Source organism: Limnohabitans sp. Rim8, assembly GCF_943326455.1.
Classification (GTDB): Bacteria; Pseudomonadota; Gammaproteobacteria; order Burkholderiales; family Burkholderiaceae_C; genus Limnohabitans_A.
On the sequence record NZ_CALPTI020000003.1, the window covers coordinates 199,384 to 216,863 of the forward strand.

Consider the following 17,480-nt stretch of genomic DNA (forward strand, 5'->3'; position numbering starts at 1 on the left):
GGCCTTGCCTGACAAAACACACCAACCCATGCAAGCACCCCTTCCTTTTTTGATGACCCGATTGGCCGCATGGTTGGGTGTGGGCTTGGTTCTGGCCGTGGTTTTTTGGTTGCTGGCGCCGGTCTTGGCGCCCTTTGTCATCGCTGCGGTATTGGCTTATGTTTTGCATCCTTTGGTGCTCAAATTGGAGAGGCTTGCCGGCCCACGCTTGCCCCGCGCTTTGGCCGTTGTCTTGGTTGAAGCCGTAGCGCTGCTGGCACTTTTGGGGTTGTTGTTGCTTTTGGTGCCAATCTTGGTGCGCGAATGGCCCTTGCTGCAGCAGCAATTGCCGGTCTTGCTGGACCGTATGGGTGGGGTGATCAACCCCTTGTTGGCCCAACTGGGTTTGAACATCTCTTTGGACGTTGCCGAGCTCAGAAACCATTTGGTCACCTATTTGAGTGCCAACCGGGAGGACTGGTGGGCACCATTGATGTCCTCGCTCAAGCTGGGTGGGAGTGTGGCCTTGGCCTTGGCCGGTTATGCGGTGCTGGTGCCTGTAGCCTTGTTTTACATGCTTTACGACTGGACGCGTCTGGTGAACAGCGTTTTGGTGCTGGTTCCCCCCTCTTGGCGGGAGCGTTTTGACAGTTTCATGCACGACTGCGACTTGGTCTTGGGCGAATACCTGCGGGGGCAACTTTTGGTGATGTTGGCTTTGGCGGTCTTCTACACCGTGGGTTTGGGCCTGTTTGGTCTGGATTTGGCCTTGCCCATTGGTGTGTTCACTGGCTTGGCCGTGTTTGTGCCTTATCTGGGCTTTGGACTTGGTTTGGTTTTGGCCTTGTTGGCAGGCTTGTTGCAATTCGCCTCGGCACAAGCGCTGGTCATGGTGGCCGTGGTCTACGGGCTCGGGCAGTTGCTTGAAAGTTTCGTGCTCACGCCCCGATTGGTGGGTGAGCGCATTGGCTTGCACCCGCTCGCTGTCATTTTGTCATTGATGGCTTTTGGTCAGGTGTTCGGCTTTGTGGGTGTCTTGATGGCTTTGCCTGCAAGTGCGGTTTTGTTGGTGGGCTTGCGCAGACTGCGAGATCAGTACCTGCAAAGCGATCTCTACCAAAAAAGCGGCTCGGGTGCGTCAGAGCAGGGGCCTGATCAGGCATGAAGCAGTTGGCTTTGGACATCGGCTTGGCCTCAAAGCCAACGTTGGGAAATTTTTTCCCGGGCCCCAATGCCGACGCTTTGAACCATTTGCGTTTGTGGACGGCTTCGAGCAGCCGCGCGCCAGTGCCCACGTACATTTGGGGTGAAAGCGGTTCCGGTAAAACGCATTTGTTGCACGCTGTTCACCATGTCTTGAACGAGCAGGGCGTCCAAGTCGGCTGGCTGGACGCCCACACCATGAATCCGCCAGAGTTCCACGACGATTGGGCGGTGGTGTTGATGGACGACGTGCATTTGTACAACGCTGAGCAACAGCACACGGCATTCAATTGGTTTGTGAACGCGCTGACCCCTCGAACAGGTTTGCCGCGCTGGGTCCTGGCGACAGGGGCATTGCCGCCCGCTGATTTGAAGCTGCGCGATGACCTGCGCAGCCGTTTGGGTTGGGGCCGCGTGGATGCCCTTCAGGTGTTGGACGAGTCTGAGCGCCGCGCTGTGCTGCGCCAAGAGGCCGATGCTCGGGGACTTTTTTTGAGCGATGAGGTCATGTCCTACATGCTCAATCGCTTTTCGCGTGATTTGGGCAGTCTGATGCAGCTGCTCGACCACCTGGACCACTATGCTTTGCAAACGCAGCGCGCGCTGACCATTCCACTGGTGCGCGCCATGCTGGAGAATGAATGAAACTCGCCCTCTTCGACTTGGACCACACCTTGTTGCCGCTGGACTCTGACCACACTTGGGGCGTGTTCACGACAGAAATGGGCTGGACCGATCCAGCGGTTTTCAGTCAACGCAACGATGAGTTCTATGCCCATTACCAAGCAGGTACGCTGGACATTCATGACTACGTACGCTTTGCCACCCGCGCAGTGCGAGAACGCGGCGCAGCCGAGGCTGCGCAGGCGCATGCTCGCTACATGGACGAAGTGATCCGTCCGCGGATCACGCCCGAGGCGCTGTCGCTGGTACGATCGCACCAGCACGCGGGTGACACGGTTGTGATCGTGACCGCCACCAACGAGTTTGTGACCCGCCCGATTGCCCAGGCCTTCGGGGTCAGCGAATTGATCGCGGTAGACCTGGAACGCGATGCCAGCGGCTGGATCACGGGCGAGATCCGTGGCATCCCGTCGTTCAGGGAGGGTAAAGTCATCCGGGTTTCGCATTGGTTGGACCAAAAAGGTTTGGGCTGGAGCGACGTGGAAATGACGTTCTACTCGGACTCCATGAACGACTTGCCCCTTCTGGAAAAAGCCCACCATCCGGTGGCAACGAACCCTGACGCTCGGTTGCGTCAACTGGCCACGGAACGCGGCTGGCGCATCCTCGACCTCTTTCAAGAATGATCAAACAATTCATCGACAAGCTGATGGGCAAGACGCCCAAAAACAGCAAGCCCCACTTTGGCCGCCGCACCGAGGTGCCCGCATCGGTGCATGGCATTGACCCGAACCTGGTAGACGAGCGCGCCATCCACGTGACACGCACACTGCAACAAGCGGGGTTTGAGGCCTACATCGTGGGCGGCGCGGTACGAGACCTGCTGCTGGGCCTGCGCCCCAAAGACTTTGATGTAGCCACCGATGCCACGCCCGAACAGGTCAAGGGCCTGTTTCGACGTGCTTTCATCATTGGGCGTCGCTTTCGCATCGTCCATGTGGTGTATGGCCGAGGGCGTGACAACGAGGTGATTGAGGTCTCTACTTTCAGGGCGCACCTGGACAACGTGGCCGCAGAACAGGTCAAAGGCAATGAGCGCACCAGCAAGCGTCAACTTGAAGGCATGCAGCACGCAGTCGATTCCAGTGGTCGCGTTTTGCGCGACAACGTTTGGGGCCCGCAAGATGAAGACGCCACGCGCCGTGACTTCACGGTGAACGCCATGTACTACGACCCCGAGTCGCAAATCGTGGTGGACTACCACGGCGGCATTCAGGATTCGAAAAAGCGCGTGTTGCGCATGATCGGCGACCCGGTGGCGCGTTACCGCGAAGACCCGGTGCGCATCATCCGTGCCGTGCGTTTTTCGGCCAAACTCAATCCGTTGGGCTTCAAACTTGAAGCCAAAACAGCCAAGCCTTTGGCCCAGTCCGCGACTTTGTTGGCCGACGTGCCGCAAAGCCGCCTGTTTGACGAGATGCACAAGCTGCTGCAAACCGGGCACGCCCTGGCCTCGATTGCACAGCTGAAAAATTTGGGCTTGGCCACCGGTATTTACCCCCTGCTGGATGTGGTGGTGGAGCGGGCCGACAGCGCTTTTGTGCAAGTGGCCCTGGCCGATACCGACCGCCGCGTGGGCGAGGGCAAGCCCGTGGCGCCGAGCTTTTTGCTCGCTTGCGTGCTGTGGGCCGATGTGCGAGAGGGCTGGGCCAAGCGCTTGGCGCGCAAGGAGCACCCGCACCCGGCTTTGCAAGATGCCATCGATGAAGTGTTTGATGCGCGCATTGGCGATGTGTCCGGGCGCGGCAAGCTGGCCGCTGACATGCGCGAGATCTGGATGATGCAGCCGCGCTTTGAAAAGCGCGTGGGCAGCACGCCTTTTGGCTTGGTCGAGCAGCCACGCTTTCGCGCAGGCTTTGACTTCTTGCGATTGCGTGCCGACATTGAAGAGGTCGACATCCGTTTGGCCGACTGGTGGCAAGAGTTCAGCATGGCCAGTGACTCGGAGCGTGAAGACTTGATACAAGCGGCCAAGGCAGAACAGCAGATGGCACAAGCCGCCAAACCGCGCGTGCGTCGTGCACCTCGCCCCGAGGGTGCTGCTGCGTCTGCAGCCACAGAATCAAGGCCTGAAGACACGGCACCCGATCATGCACAAGAGGGTGCGCCCAAAAAGCGTCGCCGCCGTCGCCGCAAACCGGGTGAAAGTGGCGATGCGGGCAGTCAATCAACAGAACCCCAGTTTTGATCGACTGGGCGCTTGAATTTCGGCCATGCCCCAGTTACAAAAAGCCCCCGTCATGGCTTACGTGGCGTTGGGTGCCAATCTGGGCGAAGCCCAACAAACAGTGCTTCGGGCATTTGATGCGCTGGCGCTTTTGCCGGGCACCCAGCTGACCGCTCGGTCGAGTCTTTATCGCACGGTCCCCCATGAGGCGCTAGGACCTGATTTTGTCAATGCGGTGGCCGAAATTGCCACCCGATTGAGTGCGCCTGATCTATTGGACGCCTTGCTCAGCCTAGAACATCAAGCGGGTCGCTTGAGGCCTTACTCCCATGCCCCGCGTACTTTGGATCTTGATTTGTTGTTTTACGGGGATGCCCGCGTGCAAAGTCCTCGTTTGACTTTGCCCCACCCCCGGTGGACCGAGCGTGCATTTGTCTTGGTGCCTTTGGCAGATGTTTGCCCAAGCCTTGTTGCGCAAGAGTTGCTGGCAGCGGTTGCTGATCAGCAGATTGAGCGTTTCTCGCAGCCGGATAGCCTCACTGGCTGATCAGGCGGGCCGCTTCAATCTGGAATTCAAAATAACGTTGGAAGCTGAAGACCAAGCTGGACATCATGACGGTTGTGCCCAGCAGCAAAGCCGTGACAATGCCGATGATGGTGGCCCATTGCGTTTGGCCTGCCGGGTTCAGAGCTTCGGCTTGCGGGTTGAAACGGGCATTCCATTTTTCAATGGACATGAGCCCATAAAAAATCGCAGTCATGGCGCAACCGGCCAAGGTAAAGCCCAGCAAGGGAATCAACATCCAACTGAGCGTGTCGTCTTGTCCAAACTGCTTGACCCGTTCCAAACCATAAAACCCCAACGCGGTCGGGATAGGCAACATCCACGCCAACATGTCTTTGAAGCCGTGAAGGTAGAAGCGGTGCAAGCCCAACGGGCCTCCCCAAAAAGCCAACCAAGTCGCGAGAGTTTTATTTTTCATGCTTTGATTATTGCGGAGCCTTGCTGTCACCTGCACCCAAAGGCTTTTCCATCATCACCACATCCAGCCAGCGGTCAAATTTCCAACCGCACGATTTGAGCGTCCCAACATGGCCAAAGCCCAATGCACGGTGTAACCCAATGGAGCCTGCATTGGCCGAATCACCGATGACCGCTAAAAGCTTTCGAACGCCCGCGCGTTCAGCTTGAGCGCATAACTCGGCCAGCAAAGCCTTGCCCAAGCCGTTTCGGTGCGCATCCGGCGCCATGTAGATCGAGTCTTCGGCAGAAAATCGATAGGCTGGGCGTGGTTTGAACCAATTGCAATAAGCAAATCCGATCACACGGCCTTCGTCTTCAACCACCAAATATGGCAAACCCTTGGACAGCACGTCTTCTCGCCGGTTGGCCATGTCGACCTCGTTGGGAGGATCTATTTCGAAGGTACCCGTGCCGGTGAGGACGTGGTGCCGGTAGATGGCGGTAATGGCGGTGACGTCTTCGTCACGGCTGGGTCGGATCAGAGGCAAGGCAAGGCTCCCGTTGTATAATGGTGGGCTTTTCAGTGTGTCAATGGCCGGGTGGCCACTTGCGTGTCTCAAACTCTGAAAGAAAACGGGTTTCCCGGCAATTGTTCCGGAGAGACCCAACCACCCAAGGATAAATCATGGTTGTTATTCGTTTGAACCGCGGCGGCTCTAAGGCACGTCCATTCTTCAACATCGTCGTTGCTGACAAGCGCGTGCGTCGCGATGGCCGCTTCCTCGAGCGCATTGGTTTCTACAACCCTACAGCCAAAGGCGGCGAAGAAGGTCTGCGCATTGCTCAAGACCGCTTGACCTACTGGAAAGGCGTTGGCGCTCAGGCATCTCCCACCGTGGAACGCCTGATCCGTCAAGCTGGCAAAACAGCTGCCTGATCAGCCCAGCAAGGTCATGCACCCGTCTTTGGAAAGTGCCGCTTTGCCGGCCGATGCCATCGAAATCGGGCGCATTACCGATGCATGGGGCATCAAAGGCTGGTTCAAGGTCTTGCCCCACAGCGCCTCCCCTGAGGCGCTTTTTTCATCCAAGGCTTGGTTTTTGTTGCCGCCTGATCGGCCTATGAAACCCAAGCGTTCGACTGCAACGGCTTCAGCGCCGGTCTCTCAGACGAACTGGAACGAGCCTTTGCTGCTCCCCATCAAAGAAGTCAAGAACCACTCCGATTCGGTGGTGGCCTGCGCTCATGGCCTGGAAGACCGCAATGCGGCTGAGTCTTTGCGCGGCGCACGCATTTTTGTGCCACGTTCCAGTTTCCCAGCCGCCGCCGATGGCGAGTACTACTGGGTCGATTTGCTGGGCTTGCAAGTGGTTAATCGCGAGGGTCTTGACTTGGGTCAAGTGCGAGATCTCATGTCCACGGGCCCGCAAACGGTGTTGGTCATCGAGGCAGCGCCTGAAACCGAAGGCGGTAAAGCTTTGGAGCGCATGATCCCCTTTGTTTCGGCCTTTGTTGATGGTGTTGACTTGCCTGGCAAGCGCATCACTGTTGACTGGCAGCCCGATTACTGAGTTGTATTCGGCCGTAGAGGGCCATCCCCATGCGCTTTGACATCATCACGCTGTTTCCCGAGCTCTTTGCGCCGCTCTTGACCAGCGGTATCACCCGCCGCGCCTATGAGGCCGGATTGGTTGATGTTCATCTGTGGAACCCCCGCGACCACGCCGAAGGCAATTACCGCCGTGTCGATGACCGTTCTTTTGGCGGTGGTCCTGGCATGGTCATGATGGCCGAGCCGTTGTTCAAGTGTTTGAGCGCGATCAGAGACGATCGGAGAGAAGCAGAACCCGCACCCTTGGTGCTGTTTTCGCCCATAGGCCAAGCTTTGAACCACACTGCCGTGGCGCAATGGTCAGCCAGCGCGGGTGCTGTGTTGTTGTGTGGCCGTTACGAAGGCGTTGACCAACGTTTCATAGACCAGTATGTTGACCAACAAATCAGCTTGGGCGACTTTGTGCTCTCGGGAGGCGAAATCGCGGCGATGGCCCTGCTGGATGCTTTAGCCCGTTTGCAGCCGGGTGTGTTGAACGACGAGGGAAGCCATCAACTGGACAGCTTCAATCCGTCGCTCGATGGTTTGCTGGACAGCCCGCATTACACCCGCCCCGAAGTTTGGCAAGGCCATGCTGTACCGCCTGAATTGATGTCGGGCCACCACGCGCACATCGAACGGTGGCGGCGCGAACAAAGCCTGAGTTTGACGGCCATTCACCGCCCCGAATTGCTGGAGCAGGCCCGACAGCTTGGCAAGCTCAGCCGTCAAGACGAGTCTTCGCTCCAGAGGTTAAAAGCCAACATGACCCAAGTTGCACAGCCCAGTCCAAAGAAAAAGCTATAATCAAGGGCTTTTCGATCCTCTACCCGCCGCGATCTGGTTCAGTCATGTTGTATGCATGGCCCTTACAACACAGAACGCCCCTTGTGTAGCGAGGCATGATCGGACGGAGTTCAAAAATGAATTTGATTCAAACTCTTGAGCAGGAAGAAATTGCCCGTTTGGGTAAAGTATTTCCTGATTTCGCCCCTGGCGACACTGTGATTGTCAGCGTCAACGTGGTGGAAGGTGCGCGCAAGCGTGTCCAAGCCTACGAAGGTGTTGTCATCGCCAAACGTAACCGTGGTCTGAACAGCGGCTTCACTGTGCGCAAGATCTCCAGTGGCGAAGGTGTGGAGCGTACGTTCCAGACTTACAGCCCTGTGATCGCCAGCATTGAAGTCAAGCGCCGTGGTGATGTGCGCCGCGCCAAGTTGTACTACCTGCGTGACCGCAGCGGCAAGTCGGCTCGTATCAAAGAAAAGTTGCCCCAGCGCAAAGCAGCACCTGCTGTCAAAGCGTAAAGCCTTTTCGGCCCAATGAAAAACCGCCCGGGTTTGCGCCCAGGGCGGTTTTTTTATGGGCACGTTCAAAGCGATCAAACCATCAAATTTTGATGCTCAAGAAAAAAGGTCTTGCCGGTGAGGGCAAGACCTTTCATAGGATCTTGAAGTCCTGGGATCGGCCCAGGAATACGATCAACCGCGAGTGATTTTCAAGACACGGGTACCGCCGCGCTTGCCAGCAGGGCCATCGCCTGCAGCATGTGGTTTGAAGTTGCCGGCGCCAAATTGCTTGGGGCCACGGGCAAACTTGTCACCGGCGCCGGCGGCACCGCGTGGTGCTGGACGGGCTGCGTTGCGGTTGTCACCGCCGCGCTCTTCCCAACGGCCACCTTGACGAGGACCGTCTTGACGCGCGTCTTGACGCGGGGCAGGGCGGCTATCGCCTTTGTCCCAAGGATGGGCTGGAGCCGCACGCTGTTCAAAACGGTCACCGCCGCGGTTGTCATGACGGCTGTCGCCACGAGGGGCATCAAAACGACCACCACCTTCTTTGCGGGCGTCAAAGCGTGGCTGCTCGTCGCGGAAGTTGCCACGCGGAGCGCGGTTATCAAAACCACCACCATGGTCACGGTCGCGGTTACCACCGAAGTCGCGACCGCCCGGGACAGGACGACCACCACGGAAACCGCCACCGGCATTGGCGTAATTGCGCTCACCACCAAAGCGGTCACCGCCACGTCCCATGGGCTTGCGGGCTTCAGGCATGCGAACCTTGGGCTCCAGGCCCGGAATCACTTCGGCCTTGAAGGGCTGCCGTGTGTAGGACTCGATGTCCCCGATCTTGCGGCGGTCACGGATCTCAGCAAAGGTCACGGCCAAGCCATCGCGACCAGCACGGCCTGTGCGGCCAATGCGGTGTGTGTAGTCTTCGGCTTTCATCGGCAGGCCGAAGTTGAACACGTGGGTGATGGTGGGCACGTCAATGCCGCGAGCGGCCACATCGGTGGCGACCAAAATCTGAACTTGGCCATTGCGCAGCGCCATCAAGCGGCGGTTGCGGATGCCCTGGCTCAAAGCGCCGTGCAGGGCCACAGCAGAAAAGCCGTCTTGCTGCAAGTCTGCGGCCAAGCCGTCGCATTCGATTTGGGTGCTGGAGAACACGATGGCTTGGTCAATCGTGGCGTCACGCAACCAGTGGTCAAGCATCTGGCGCTTGTGTTGAGCGTTATCAGCCCAAAACAACACCTGCTTGATGTTGTTGTGCTTTTCCTGGGGGTTGTCGATTTGGATTTTTTGGACCGAAGAGCCGCCGTCGTGCATGACACGCATCGCCAATTGTTGAATGCGTGGCGCAAAGGTGGCGCTGAACATCATGGTCTGGCGACGCTGGCTGGTCATGTCGTTGATGTCAGCCAAGTCGTCCGAGAAGCCCAAGTCGAGCATGCGGTCGGCCTCGTCCACAACCAAAAATTGCACCTTGTCCAGCTTGATTTGCATGGACCGTTGCAGGTCGAGCAAACGGCCAGGGGTGGCCACCACCAAGTTGGCATTTTGCAACTTGGCAATTTGCAATTGGTATGGAATGCCGCCGACCACGTTGGCCACGCGCAGACCGCGTGTGTGCTTGACCAGTTCAATGGCGTCTTGCGCCACTTGCTGGGCCAACTCGCGAGTGGGGCACAAGATCAGCGCACCAGGTGTTGGGGCCTTGAAGTTGCGTGGGTTGGTAGGGTCTTTGCGTTTGGCGCGTTTGGGGGCTGGTTCACCTTTGGCTACGGCATCGGCGCAGGCCTGGTCAAATTCAGCGCGCTCGGCGGCTTCTTGATCGGCCATTTGCTGAATCAGCGTGTGCAGCACGGGCAGCAAGAAGGCTGCGGTTTTGCCGCTGCCGGTCTGGCTGGAAACCATCAAGTCGGTGTAGCCATTGGACTTGCCGTCTTTGGAGCCACCCGCTGTGGGCAATGCCAAGGGAATGGCGCGCAATTGCACGGCGGTAGGCTGGGTGTAGCCCAGATCGGCCACGGCTTGAACCAGTTCAGGGGCTAGGCCCAGTTCGATGAAGCCATTGGGCACATCAGAGATGGCTTCAATTTCTTCGGCCACTTCAGTCGTGGCTTCTTGTAATGCATCAGGGACAACCTCGGCCGCTGCGGCGACCATGATTTCGGTGGCCAAGTTTTTCTGGGCGGCTTGAGCAGTCGTATCGTCGGTCATGGATGTGATTTGGGCAGGCGACAAGTCGTCCTGCACTGTGTTCAAAGTGTCAGTCATGTGTGTGTATAAAACTCGCACGGAACAACGGCCGCTAACAGATAACTGTTGCTGATGGCCGCAGGCACCGCAAGGTTGAAAAAACATCAACCATCAAACGGTGCTCGCGAGTGGCGCTTGGCATGTTGCCTGGCCGCTGTGAGTGACCCTATCTTTGGGTCAAGGCATGAAGGGAGATGTGAGAAATGCAGCACCTGTAGTGCAGCAAGATAACAATTATGACATGACCCAAAGAAAAAATCTAGGGTTTTCCCTGAAAAATTTCAAAGTCGAATGAATTGATCACGGTAATGCGTCAATTCATCAATGGATTCATGCACATCGGCCAGTGCCGTGTGCTTTTGCTGTTTTTTGAAACTGGCGTAGACCTCAGGCTTCCAGCGACGCGACAGTTCCTTGAGCGTGCTCACATCCAAGTTTCGGTAGTGAAAAAACGCTTCCAACTTGGGCATGAACTTGACCAAAAAGCGGCGGTCCTGGCTGATGGTGTTGCCGCAAAGAGGTGAACTGTTCTTGGGGACGTACTTTTTCAAAAAGGCCAGGATTTGTTCTTCGGCATCGGCTTCGCTGGTGGTCGAGGCCTTCACCTTGTCGATCAACCCACTCTTGCCGTGTGTGCCCTTGTTCCATTTGTCCATTTGATTGAGCAGTTCATCACTTTGGTGAATGACCAGAACAGGGCCTTCGATTCGGGGGGACAGGTGTGGGCCGGTCACGATCACGGCAATTTCAAGCAAGCGTTCTTTTTCAGGGTCGAGGCCCGTCATTTCGCAATCGATCCAAACCAAGTTTTGATCGGACTTTGGCAGCTCTGCAACTTCAGTGGAGGGGGTGTGGGGGTTCGCATCAGACATGCCAAGATTGTCGCCGATGCCATGAGCCCCTTGGTGGTGGGCTTGAATCGCTGCGCTCTCAAGAGCTTGCCGCATGCGGCTTCTACAATGACAGCATGAATGCATCTCTGACTTTGACTCTGACACTGGTGGTGGCCTTACTGGCCCATGTGGCTCTTAAGTTCTGGCTGAACGCACGCCAAGTGCGGAATGTGGCCCGCCACCGCGATTCGGTGCCGTTGGCTTACGCTGACACCATGGGCTTGACTGACCACCAAAAAGCGGCTGACTACACCTTGGCCAAAGCACGTCTGTCGCAAATTGACATCGCCCTGGATGCCGCGGTGCTGCTGGGCTGGACGCTTCTGGGTGGGCTCGATGCGCTCAACCAAGTGCTGCTGGGCTGGATGGGTCCTGGTCTGGTTCAGCAAATGGCCTTGGTGTTGGGCTTCACCTTGGTGGGCGGCCTGATCGGTTTGCCCTTGTCGCTGATGCAAACCTTTGGCGTGGAGCAGCAGTTTGGTTTCAACAAGATCACGCCTGCCTTGTGGCTGGGCGACATGGTCAAAGGTCTGACATTGGGCCTTCTGCTGGGCCTGCCTCTGCTGTGGGTGGTGCTGTGGCTCATGCAGGCCGGGGGCGAGTGGTGGTGGCTGTGGGCATGGGGCGTGTTGGTGGGCTGGCAGTTGTTTTTGATGGCGATTGCGCCGAACGTCATCATGCCGCTGTTCAACAAATTCACGCCCTTGGAGGACGAGTCGCTCAAGGAGCGCGTGCAGGCATTGATGCAACGCGCAGGTTTCACCGCCAAAGGGTTTTTTGTGATGGACGGTAGCCGTCGCTCGGCGCACTCGAATGCGTTTTTCACAGGCTTTGGGGCCAGCAAGCGCGTGGTGTTTTTCGACACCTTGCTCAAGCAACTGAGCCCGGCTGAAATGGAAGCGGTGCTGGCCCATGAGCTGGGGCATTTCAAGCACAAACACATTGTCAAAATGATGGCGACCAGCTTTGCCATGACCTTGGGCTGCTTGGCTTTGTTGGGCTGGTTGGCAAAGCAGCTATGGTTTTACACCGGTTTGGGTGTGATGCCCAATTTGACCAGCAGTAACGATGCGCTGGCTTTGGTCTTGTTCATGTTGGTCATCCCTGTATTCACCTTCTTTTTTGCCCCGATTTCTGCATGGCGTTCACGCCAAGCAGAGTTTGAGGCCGATGCTTATGCAGTGTCTCAAACTCCAAGCAAAGACTTGACTTCTGCCTTGCTCAAGCTTTATCAAGACAACGCCGCAACCCTGACGCCAGACCCTTGGTATGTGAAGTTTTATTACTCACACCCACCCGCCAGTGAGCGTTTGTTGAGGATGAAAGCCGCATGAACACCCCTGAAGTTCGCGCACTGAAACCCACCGAAATCATCATGGCGCTTGGCCAGATTGCAGGATGGCGATTAACGGGTGATGGCGAGAACGTCGCGATTGAGAAAACCTTTCAATTTGCTGAGCATACCCATGCGCTGCTGTTCGTCAACAGCGTGGGTTGGTTGTCTGAAATGCTCAACCACCACCCGGAGCTGGTGTTGACCTACCGCCGCTGCGTGGTGCGCTGGAACACGCACGATGTGCGCGGTTTGAGCCGACTGGACTTTGAGGCCGCGACCCAAACCGATGCATTGTTACCGGCATGATGCGGCATGAATAAACCCAAAGCGCGTCCGGCCTTGCCCCAAGCCCAAGATCTGGAGACAGGCTTTGTGGTCGCCACCTATGGCCGTCACTGCTTGGTTGAGACGCCCGAAGGCCGACGCCTGATTTGCCACCCCAGGGGTAAGAAAAACCAGGTGGTGGTAGGCGACCAAGTCTTATGGCAAACAGCCGGTGACGAGGGCAGCATCGAAAAATTGCAGGATCGCCGCAATCTGTTTTATCGCCAAGACGAAATCCGCACCAAATCCTTTGCTGCCAACTTGGACCGCGTGCTGATCCTGATCGCCGCTGACCCTGAATACTCTGAAAGTCAGCTTTCGCGTGCGCTGGTTGCGGCCGAAGCCGAGCGCATCACGCCCATCATTGCGCTCAACAAAAGCGATCTGGCTCAGCCATTTGCCCTGGCTTGGGAGCGCTTGGCCCCTTACCGTGCCATGGGTTACAGCGTCATGCCCATCAGCTTGAGCCCACGCAGCCCTGTGACCGATGACGGCGTGGCGCAATTGTGCGCTTTATTGCAAGGCCTGACCACGCTGGTACTGGGGCCGTCGGGCAGCGGTAAAAGCACGCTGATCAACCGATTGGTACCCGATGCGCAGGTCGAAACTGGCGAAATTTCGTTGGCACTCAATTCAGGAAAACACACCACCACCAGCACGCGCTGGTATTGGGTGCCTGCGCTCGATGCCTCTGCCGAATCGGGGGCCATGCGCGGAGCACTGATTGATTCGCCAGGCTTTCAAGAGTTTGGCTTGAACCACATCGAACCCGCCCGCTTGGCCGACTGCATGCCCGATTTGCGAAAGCACTTGGGTGGATGCAAATTTTATAACTGCACGCATTTGCATGAGCCCGGTTGCGCCGTTTTGGCGCAGGTGGAAAGCGCAGAAAAGTCGGGCACCATCAGCGTGCGTCGCCACCGTATTTATGCGCAGCTGTTTGAAGAGTTGGGCCAGCAACGCTGGTGAAGACGCAGGCCTTTTCAGCCCACCAAATTGGCCATGGTCAACAAGGCCAATAACAGCAGCCACAAGATCACGGTGCGCCAAACCAGCCCAACCACTTGTGCGAAGTGAGCCAAACTGGCGATTCGTCCTGGTGTGCTGCTGCTGTCACCCTGTTCGTTGGACTCATCCTCGTTGGAGGTTGCGAGGGCAGCGCCACCTAAGCGGATATTGATGGCGCCAGCGGTGGCCGCCAGAATGACACCATCGTTGTCGTCCGGAAAGCTTTGCGCATGGTTTCGCCATCCATCCATGGCGTCCTCAAAGCTGCCCACGATGGCAAAACCCAAGGCGGTCATGCGAGAGGGAAGCCAGTCCATGGCTCGCCATGCCCGCAAACTGACAGAGCGCAGCACCTCGCTGGCCCACGAACCATCAGCTGCGGGTTCTTGCCAGCGGCGCTGCGCCAACTCGGTCAGCCGGTAAATCACGGCGCCCACGGGACCGAGTCCGAAGATGGACAAGGCGGCGTACCAAAAAAAGACACCGAACACATGGCGGTGTGCGGCGATCACCGAGTACTCGATCACGTGGCGAACAATTTCGCTGCGGGGGATTTGACCGACCTGCACCTGTTGCCATTGGGCCAAAAGCTCTCGGGCCTTGTCCTCGTCGCCCCCGTCCAAAGCTTCACGGATACCCGTGAAATGGTGGCTGAATTGGCGAAATCCCAGCGTGGCATATAGAAGGGCGATATTCCACAACACAGCCACCCACCAACCCAGTCCCCATGTCAGCACCCAATGCACCAGCATGACCAGCAGGGCAGGCCCAATCACTGTCACACCCCATGTGATCCAGGCTTGAGAGCGAGCGCCCGCATCAAGCGTGCGCACAGTCCACAGTATCCAACGGTTGACCGTCGAAAACACCACGTTATCGGCCTTGAGTGGGCGTGCCTGCTCCAGGACAAGAGCCAGCAAGATGGCAAAAAAACTCATGGTTGCCTCATGGGGTCGGTTTGGCCGCTAGAAAGCGGTAAAAGTTTCGCAACATGCCGGCCGTAGCGCCCCAAATAAAGCGCTCAATCGACTCAAGCTCGCCGTTTTGAGTGGTTTGGTTGGCGCGACTTTCGAGGTAGGGCATGGAAAACCAGTGTCGCTTTTGGCCTTGCCAATCCATGGCGTGCCGTTGGTGATTGGCTGGATTCATCAAAAAAGAAAGGGGCACTTCAAAAACATCGTCCACTTCGTCTGCATTGGGGCAAAGCACCAGATCGGGTGAGACCAAGCCAACCACTGGCGTCACCCAAAATGCAGTGCCCGTGATGTAGGTGGGCAATTCACCAATGACTTGAACATGCTTGGCGTCGAGTCCGACCTCTTCTTGCGCCTCTCGCAAAGCCGTTGCCTGGTGGTTGGCATCTTCGGGGTCCACTTTGCCACCCGGAAAGGCAATTTGTCCGGAATGTGTGTTCATGTGTGCGGCACGCTGCGTCAATAAAACCGTTGGCGAGCAGGCATTGGGTCCACGCATGATGATCGGCACCAATACTGCAGCCTGCGCCGGAGCTCGATCGGAAGAAAAGTTTTCCCTCACCACCTCGGGTTGCCAGAACGGTGGATTCAAAAAACGCGCTCTCAATGCTTGGGGCGAGAGATGCGAGGACGGCACGGCGGGCAAATCGTGATCGATCTGCCAAACGGGCACCTGACGCGGATCAAAGAGAGGTTTTTTGGACACAGTGGGTATTTATAACCGAGAAGATCAAGGGCTCTGCCTCGCCCTCAGTTCAAGCCGTAAAATCGACATGTTGCGTACCTTAGCAACGTTATTGATTTAGAAATACGGAATAGTGATGAAACGCGATTTTTCCTCCCAAGACAACCGAACTGAGCGACGCTTTGGCGAGCACCGCGGCGGCACATGCATGGCCCTGATCGATGGCAGATTTTTGATGTGGCTTGCACAACAAGGTGCCACAGGGGCCACGGGTGATTCGGTCAATCGGCAGGGTTTGTTGAACTTGTTGTCGTTGGCACTGTCGCAATCGGGTTTGGATGTCGATGTGCGACGCATTTATTGGTACAGCGATCGACCAGATGGTTTGGTCATCGACGATCAAATTGTGCGCTTGGTTCAAACACACGATACCGATGGTGGTGCCTCTTTGATCCGTTCCTTGGGTCATGACCTCAAGCAGTTGGTCCAGCACCATGCGTGTGACCATGTGTTGATGGCCAGTGACGATGAGCGCTTTTTGTCCCTCATTGATGAGGCCCAACTTGGCGGTATCAGTGTACACATTTTGGCGGATGAATCGGCTCGGAACATGCCTCAAATGGTCCGTACCGACCCGGGCTGGGCGCGTTTGTTGGCTCAAGCGGACCGCAGGGTGGTGGTCAATTCACAAGTTTTGGCCGACATGCTGCAAGGCAAGTTGCCTGTTGGTATGGGTTTGGCTGTTGAGGATGTGGAAGAACTGCGTCAATCCATGCACGAGGTCATCACGGCTTGGTGGACCGATGAACCCGAAGACCTGCGTGAAGATTTGCGCGACGCGCTGCAAGTCAGCCGCGGCATTCCGCAAGAGGTGGACCGCCAGCTTTTGCTGCGCATGCGTCAGCGTTTGACCCGAGCCTTGAGCCTCCCTGAGAAAAAAATGTTGCGCGAAACCCTGCGGACAGTGGTTGCTGCACCTTCACCTCAGGCATCTTCAGCATTGGCCGGGTTGCCGCCAGACACTGACGATTGATCAAGCCGCGCCCTGCGTGGTTGCTTTTTTGCAAATGTCTCAGCGGCGCGAATTCAGGCTTGGGTGTGGTAGCGCGTCACACGATCGACTTCGTTTTTGGATCCCAAAACCACACTCACGCGTTCGTGCAACTGGCTGGGTTGCAAATCCAGAATGCGTTCCTTGCCGTTGGTGGCAGCGCCGCCAGCTTGTTCAATCAGCCAGCTCATAGGGTTTGCTTCGTAAAGCAGGCGAAGTTTGCCGGGTTTGTGCGGTTCGCGCTTGTCCCAGGGGTACATGAACACACCACCACGGGTCAAGATGCGGTGCACATCGGCCACCATGCTGGCGATCCAGCGCATGTTGAAGTCTTTGCCTCTGGGGCCGTCCTTGCCTAGGAGGCACTCTTCGATGTAGCGGCGCACGGGCTCGTCCCAGTGGCGCATATTGCTCATGTTGATGGCGAATTCTTTGGTGTCGGCGGGTACCTGCACGTTCTCCTGCGTCAAAACAAAGGAGCCTTGCTCGCGATCCAGGGTGAACATCGCCACGCCATCGCCCACGGTGAGCACCAGCGTGGTTTGAGGACCATAGACGCAGTAGCCGGCGGCCACTTGCTGTTTGCCCGGTTGTAAAAAGTCTTGCTCGGTCACGCCTTGACCACCGTCGGATTTTTTCAACACGCTAAAAATCGTGCCGATGCTGACGTTGACATCAATGTTGGAAGAGCCATCGAGTGGGTCAAACATCAGCAGGTATTCGCCTTGTGGGTAACGGTTGGGTACCAGGTAGATGCTGTCCATCTCTTCGCTGGCCATGGCCGCTAGGTGCCCACCCCATTCGTTGGCTTCGAGCAGCACCTCGTTGGCGATGATGTCCAGTTTCTTTTGCACTTCACCTTGCACGTTCTCGCTGTCAGCGCTGCCCAGTACCCCGCCCAAAGCACCTTTGTTCACGGCGTGGCTGATGCTTTTGCAAGCGCGAGCCACCACTTCGAGCAACAAGCGCAAATCGGCCGGGATGTGGCCTTTGTCGCGTTGTTGTTCGACAAGGTAGCGGGAGAGGGAAATTTTCGAGCTCATCTTCATTCCTTGGGTTCTGGCGTCGAGGTCTGGTGC

The 17,480-nt window shown here is 57.0% G+C and carries 20 protein-coding genes; 13 read left to right on the plus strand and 7 right to left on the minus strand.

Annotated features, from left to right (window positions below):
• Window positions 1-28 precede the first annotated feature (28 nt).
• Genes Q1M54_RS03480 through folK form a run of 5 tightly spaced genes read left to right on the plus strand, consistent with a single transcriptional unit; the run spans window position 29 to window position 4,580 of the window.
• On the plus strand, window positions 29-1,144 hold the full coding sequence (locus Q1M54_RS03480) for an AI-2E family transporter (RefSeq protein ID WP_300553938.1): 1,116 nt from the start codon (window positions 29-31) through the stop codon (window positions 1,142-1,144).
• Window positions 1,141-1,827 (plus strand): DnaA regulatory inactivator Hda, encoded by a 687-nt coding sequence (gene hda, locus Q1M54_RS03485; protein ID WP_300553941.1) that lies wholly within the window; start codon window positions 1,141-1,143, stop codon window positions 1,825-1,827. Before Q1M54_RS03480 ends, hda begins: the two co-directional genes overlap by 4 nt.
• Entirely contained in the window at window positions 1,824-2,492 is a 669-nt protein-coding gene (locus tag Q1M54_RS03490) for an HAD family hydrolase (RefSeq protein WP_300553944.1), read from the plus strand. The genes hda and Q1M54_RS03490 overlap by 4 nt, the downstream gene beginning before the upstream one ends.
• Window positions 2,489-4,054: a polynucleotide adenylyltransferase PcnB gene (gene pcnB, locus Q1M54_RS03495; RefSeq protein ID WP_300553947.1), complete on the plus strand. Its 1,566-nt coding sequence runs from the start codon at window positions 2,489-2,491 to the stop codon at window positions 4,052-4,054. The genes Q1M54_RS03490 and pcnB overlap by 4 nt, the downstream gene beginning before the upstream one ends.
• Window positions 4,055-4,079: 25 nt before the next feature.
• Window positions 4,080-4,580, plus strand: coding sequence for a 2-amino-4-hydroxy-6-hydroxymethyldihydropteridine diphosphokinase (gene folK, locus Q1M54_RS03500; RefSeq protein ID WP_300553949.1), 501 nt, complete (start codon window positions 4,080-4,082; stop codon window positions 4,578-4,580).
• Here folK and Q1M54_RS03505 read toward each other — a convergent pair.
• Window positions 4,570-5,016 (minus strand): DUF4153 domain-containing protein, encoded by a 447-nt coding sequence (locus Q1M54_RS03505; RefSeq protein ID WP_300553951.1) that lies wholly within the window; start codon window positions 5,014-5,016, stop codon window positions 4,570-4,572. The genes folK and Q1M54_RS03505 overlap by 11 nt on opposite strands.
• 7 nt (window positions 5,017-5,023) lie before the next feature.
• Window positions 5,024-5,545 (minus strand): GNAT family N-acetyltransferase, encoded by a 522-nt coding sequence (locus tag Q1M54_RS03510; RefSeq protein ID WP_300553954.1) that lies wholly within the window; start codon window positions 5,543-5,545, stop codon window positions 5,024-5,026.
• A 137-nt stretch (window positions 5,546-5,682) separates the two neighbouring features.
• Here Q1M54_RS03510 and rpsP point away from each other — a divergent pair, with 137 nt between their 5' ends.
• The 4 genes from rpsP (at window position 5,683) to rplS (ending at window position 7,895) form a co-directional block, all read left to right on the plus strand.
• Entirely contained in the window at window positions 5,683-5,934 is a 252-nt protein-coding gene (gene rpsP / locus Q1M54_RS03515; protein WP_019425579.1) for a 30S ribosomal protein S16, read from the plus strand.
• A 16-nt stretch (window positions 5,935-5,950) separates the two neighbouring features.
• Window positions 5,951-6,568, plus strand: a complete 618-nt coding sequence (gene rimM, locus Q1M54_RS03520) for a ribosome maturation factor RimM (protein WP_300553957.1) — start codon at window positions 5,951-5,953, stop codon at window positions 6,566-6,568.
• Window positions 6,569-6,597: 29 nt separating this feature from the next.
• Entirely contained in the window at window positions 6,598-7,395 is a 798-nt protein-coding gene (gene trmD / locus Q1M54_RS03525) for a tRNA (guanosine(37)-N1)-methyltransferase TrmD (RefSeq protein ID WP_300553960.1), read from the plus strand.
• Between the two features lie 116 nt (window positions 7,396-7,511).
• Window positions 7,512-7,895 carry a 50S ribosomal protein L19 gene (rplS, locus tag Q1M54_RS03530; protein ID WP_300553963.1) on the plus strand — a complete coding sequence of 128 codons (384 nt, stop codon included), beginning with the start codon at window positions 7,512-7,514 and terminating at the stop codon, window positions 7,893-7,895.
• 174 nt (window positions 7,896-8,069) lie between these two features.
• Here rplS and Q1M54_RS03535 read toward each other — a convergent pair whose 3' ends face one another.
• Together Q1M54_RS03535 and orn are read right to left on the minus strand one after the other, a co-directional pair.
• Window positions 8,070-10,148: a DEAD/DEAH box helicase gene (locus Q1M54_RS03535; protein WP_300553966.1), complete on the minus strand. Its 2,079-nt coding sequence runs from the start codon at window positions 10,146-10,148 to the stop codon at window positions 8,070-8,072.
• Between the two features lie 263 nt (window positions 10,149-10,411).
• Window positions 10,412-11,002, minus strand: coding sequence for an oligoribonuclease (gene orn / locus Q1M54_RS03540; RefSeq protein WP_300553969.1), 591 nt, complete (start codon window positions 11,000-11,002; stop codon window positions 10,412-10,414).
• 95 nt (window positions 11,003-11,097) lie between these two features.
• Between orn and Q1M54_RS03545 the strand changes: the two genes are divergently transcribed.
• From Q1M54_RS03545 to rsgA, 3 genes are read left to right on the plus strand one after another with little or no spacing between them, the layout of a single operon-like run.
• Window positions 11,098-12,357: a M48 family metallopeptidase gene (locus Q1M54_RS03545; RefSeq protein ID WP_300553971.1), complete on the plus strand. Its 1,260-nt coding sequence runs from the start codon at window positions 11,098-11,100 to the stop codon at window positions 12,355-12,357.
• Entirely contained in the window at window positions 12,354-12,665 is a 312-nt protein-coding gene (locus Q1M54_RS03550; RefSeq protein WP_300553973.1) for a 4a-hydroxytetrahydrobiopterin dehydratase, read from the plus strand. Before Q1M54_RS03545 ends, Q1M54_RS03550 begins: the two co-directional genes overlap by 4 nt.
• 6 nt (window positions 12,666-12,671) lie before the next feature.
• Window positions 12,672-13,652 carry a ribosome small subunit-dependent GTPase A gene (gene rsgA / locus Q1M54_RS03555; protein WP_300553976.1) on the plus strand — a complete coding sequence of 327 codons (981 nt, stop codon included), beginning with the start codon at window positions 12,672-12,674 and terminating at the stop codon, window positions 13,650-13,652.
• Between the two features lie 14 nt (window positions 13,653-13,666).
• Here rsgA and Q1M54_RS03560 read toward each other — a convergent pair whose 3' ends face one another.
• Together Q1M54_RS03560 and Q1M54_RS03565 are read right to left on the minus strand one after the other, a co-directional pair.
• Entirely contained in the window at window positions 13,667-14,629 is a 963-nt protein-coding gene (locus Q1M54_RS03560) for a CobD/CbiB family protein (RefSeq protein WP_300553979.1), read from the minus strand.
• Window positions 14,630-14,636: 7 nt separating this feature from the next.
• Complete coding sequence (locus tag Q1M54_RS03565) at window positions 14,637-15,371, minus strand: CoA pyrophosphatase (protein ID WP_300553981.1); 735 nt, start codon at window positions 15,369-15,371, stop codon at window positions 14,637-14,639.
• A gap of 115 nt (window positions 15,372-15,486) precedes the next feature.
• Here Q1M54_RS03565 and Q1M54_RS03570 point away from each other — a divergent pair, with 115 nt between their 5' ends.
• A complete protein-coding gene (locus Q1M54_RS03570) occupies window positions 15,487-16,383 on the plus strand; it encodes a hypothetical protein (RefSeq protein WP_300553984.1) in 897 nt (298 codons plus the stop codon).
• Between the two features lie 53 nt (window positions 16,384-16,436).
• On the opposite strand, the gene Q1M54_RS03575 is transcribed toward Q1M54_RS03570, so the two are convergent.
• Window positions 16,437-17,444 carry a class 1 fructose-bisphosphatase gene (locus Q1M54_RS03575; RefSeq protein ID WP_300553986.1) on the minus strand — a complete coding sequence of 336 codons (1,008 nt, stop codon included), beginning with the start codon at window positions 17,442-17,444 and terminating at the stop codon, window positions 16,437-16,439.
• Window positions 17,445-17,480: the final 36 nt, after the last annotated feature.

Excerpts from the sequence above, each read along its gene's own strand:
- rsgA (WP_300553976.1), top strand. The coding sequence starts at position 12,672 with ATGAATAAACCCAAAGCGCGTCCGGCCTTGCCCCAAGCCCAAGATCTG.
- rimM (WP_300553957.1), top strand. The coding sequence starts at position 5,951 with ATGCACCCGTCTTTGGAAAGTGCCGCTTTGCCGGCCGATGCCATCGAA.
- Q1M54_RS03490 (WP_300553944.1), top strand. The coding sequence starts at position 1,824 with ATGAAACTCGCCCTCTTCGACTTGGACCACACCTTGTTGCCGCTGGAC.
- trmD (WP_300553960.1), top strand. The coding sequence starts at position 6,598 with ATGCGCTTTGACATCATCACGCTGTTTCCCGAGCTCTTTGCGCCGCTC.
- Q1M54_RS03560 (WP_300553979.1), bottom strand. The coding sequence starts at position 14,629 with ATGAGTTTTTTTGCCATCTTGCTGGCTCTTGTCCTGGAGCAGGCACGC.
- hda (WP_300553941.1), top strand. The coding sequence starts at position 1,141 with ATGAAGCAGTTGGCTTTGGACATCGGCTTGGCCTCAAAGCCAACGTTG.
- rpsP (WP_019425579.1), top strand. The coding sequence starts at position 5,683 with ATGGTTGTTATTCGTTTGAACCGCGGCGGCTCTAAGGCACGTCCATTC.
- orn (WP_300553969.1), bottom strand. The coding sequence starts at position 11,002 with ATGTCTGATGCGAACCCCCACACCCCCTCCACTGAAGTTGCAGAGCTG.
- folK (WP_300553949.1), top strand. The coding sequence starts at position 4,080 with ATGCCCCAGTTACAAAAAGCCCCCGTCATGGCTTACGTGGCGTTGGGT.
- Q1M54_RS03545 (WP_300553971.1), top strand. The coding sequence starts at position 11,098 with ATGAATGCATCTCTGACTTTGACTCTGACACTGGTGGTGGCCTTACTG.
- rplS (WP_300553963.1), top strand. The coding sequence starts at position 7,512 with ATGAATTTGATTCAAACTCTTGAGCAGGAAGAAATTGCCCGTTTGGGT.
- Q1M54_RS03505 (WP_300553951.1), bottom strand. The coding sequence starts at position 5,016 with ATGAAAAATAAAACTCTCGCGACTTGGTTGGCTTTTTGGGGAGGCCCG.
- Q1M54_RS03480 (WP_300553938.1), top strand. The coding sequence starts at position 29 with ATGCAAGCACCCCTTCCTTTTTTGATGACCCGATTGGCCGCATGGTTG.
- pcnB (WP_300553947.1), top strand. The coding sequence starts at position 2,489 with ATGATCAAACAATTCATCGACAAGCTGATGGGCAAGACGCCCAAAAAC.
- Q1M54_RS03570 (WP_300553984.1), top strand. The coding sequence starts at position 15,487 with ATGAAACGCGATTTTTCCTCCCAAGACAACCGAACTGAGCGACGCTTT.
- Q1M54_RS03575 (WP_300553986.1), bottom strand. The coding sequence starts at position 17,444 with ATGAGCTCGAAAATTTCCCTCTCCCGCTACCTTGTCGAACAACAACGC.
- Q1M54_RS03550 (WP_300553973.1), top strand. The coding sequence starts at position 12,354 with ATGAACACCCCTGAAGTTCGCGCACTGAAACCCACCGAAATCATCATG.
- Q1M54_RS03535 (WP_300553966.1), bottom strand. The coding sequence starts at position 10,148 with ATGACTGACACTTTGAACACAGTGCAGGACGACTTGTCGCCTGCCCAA.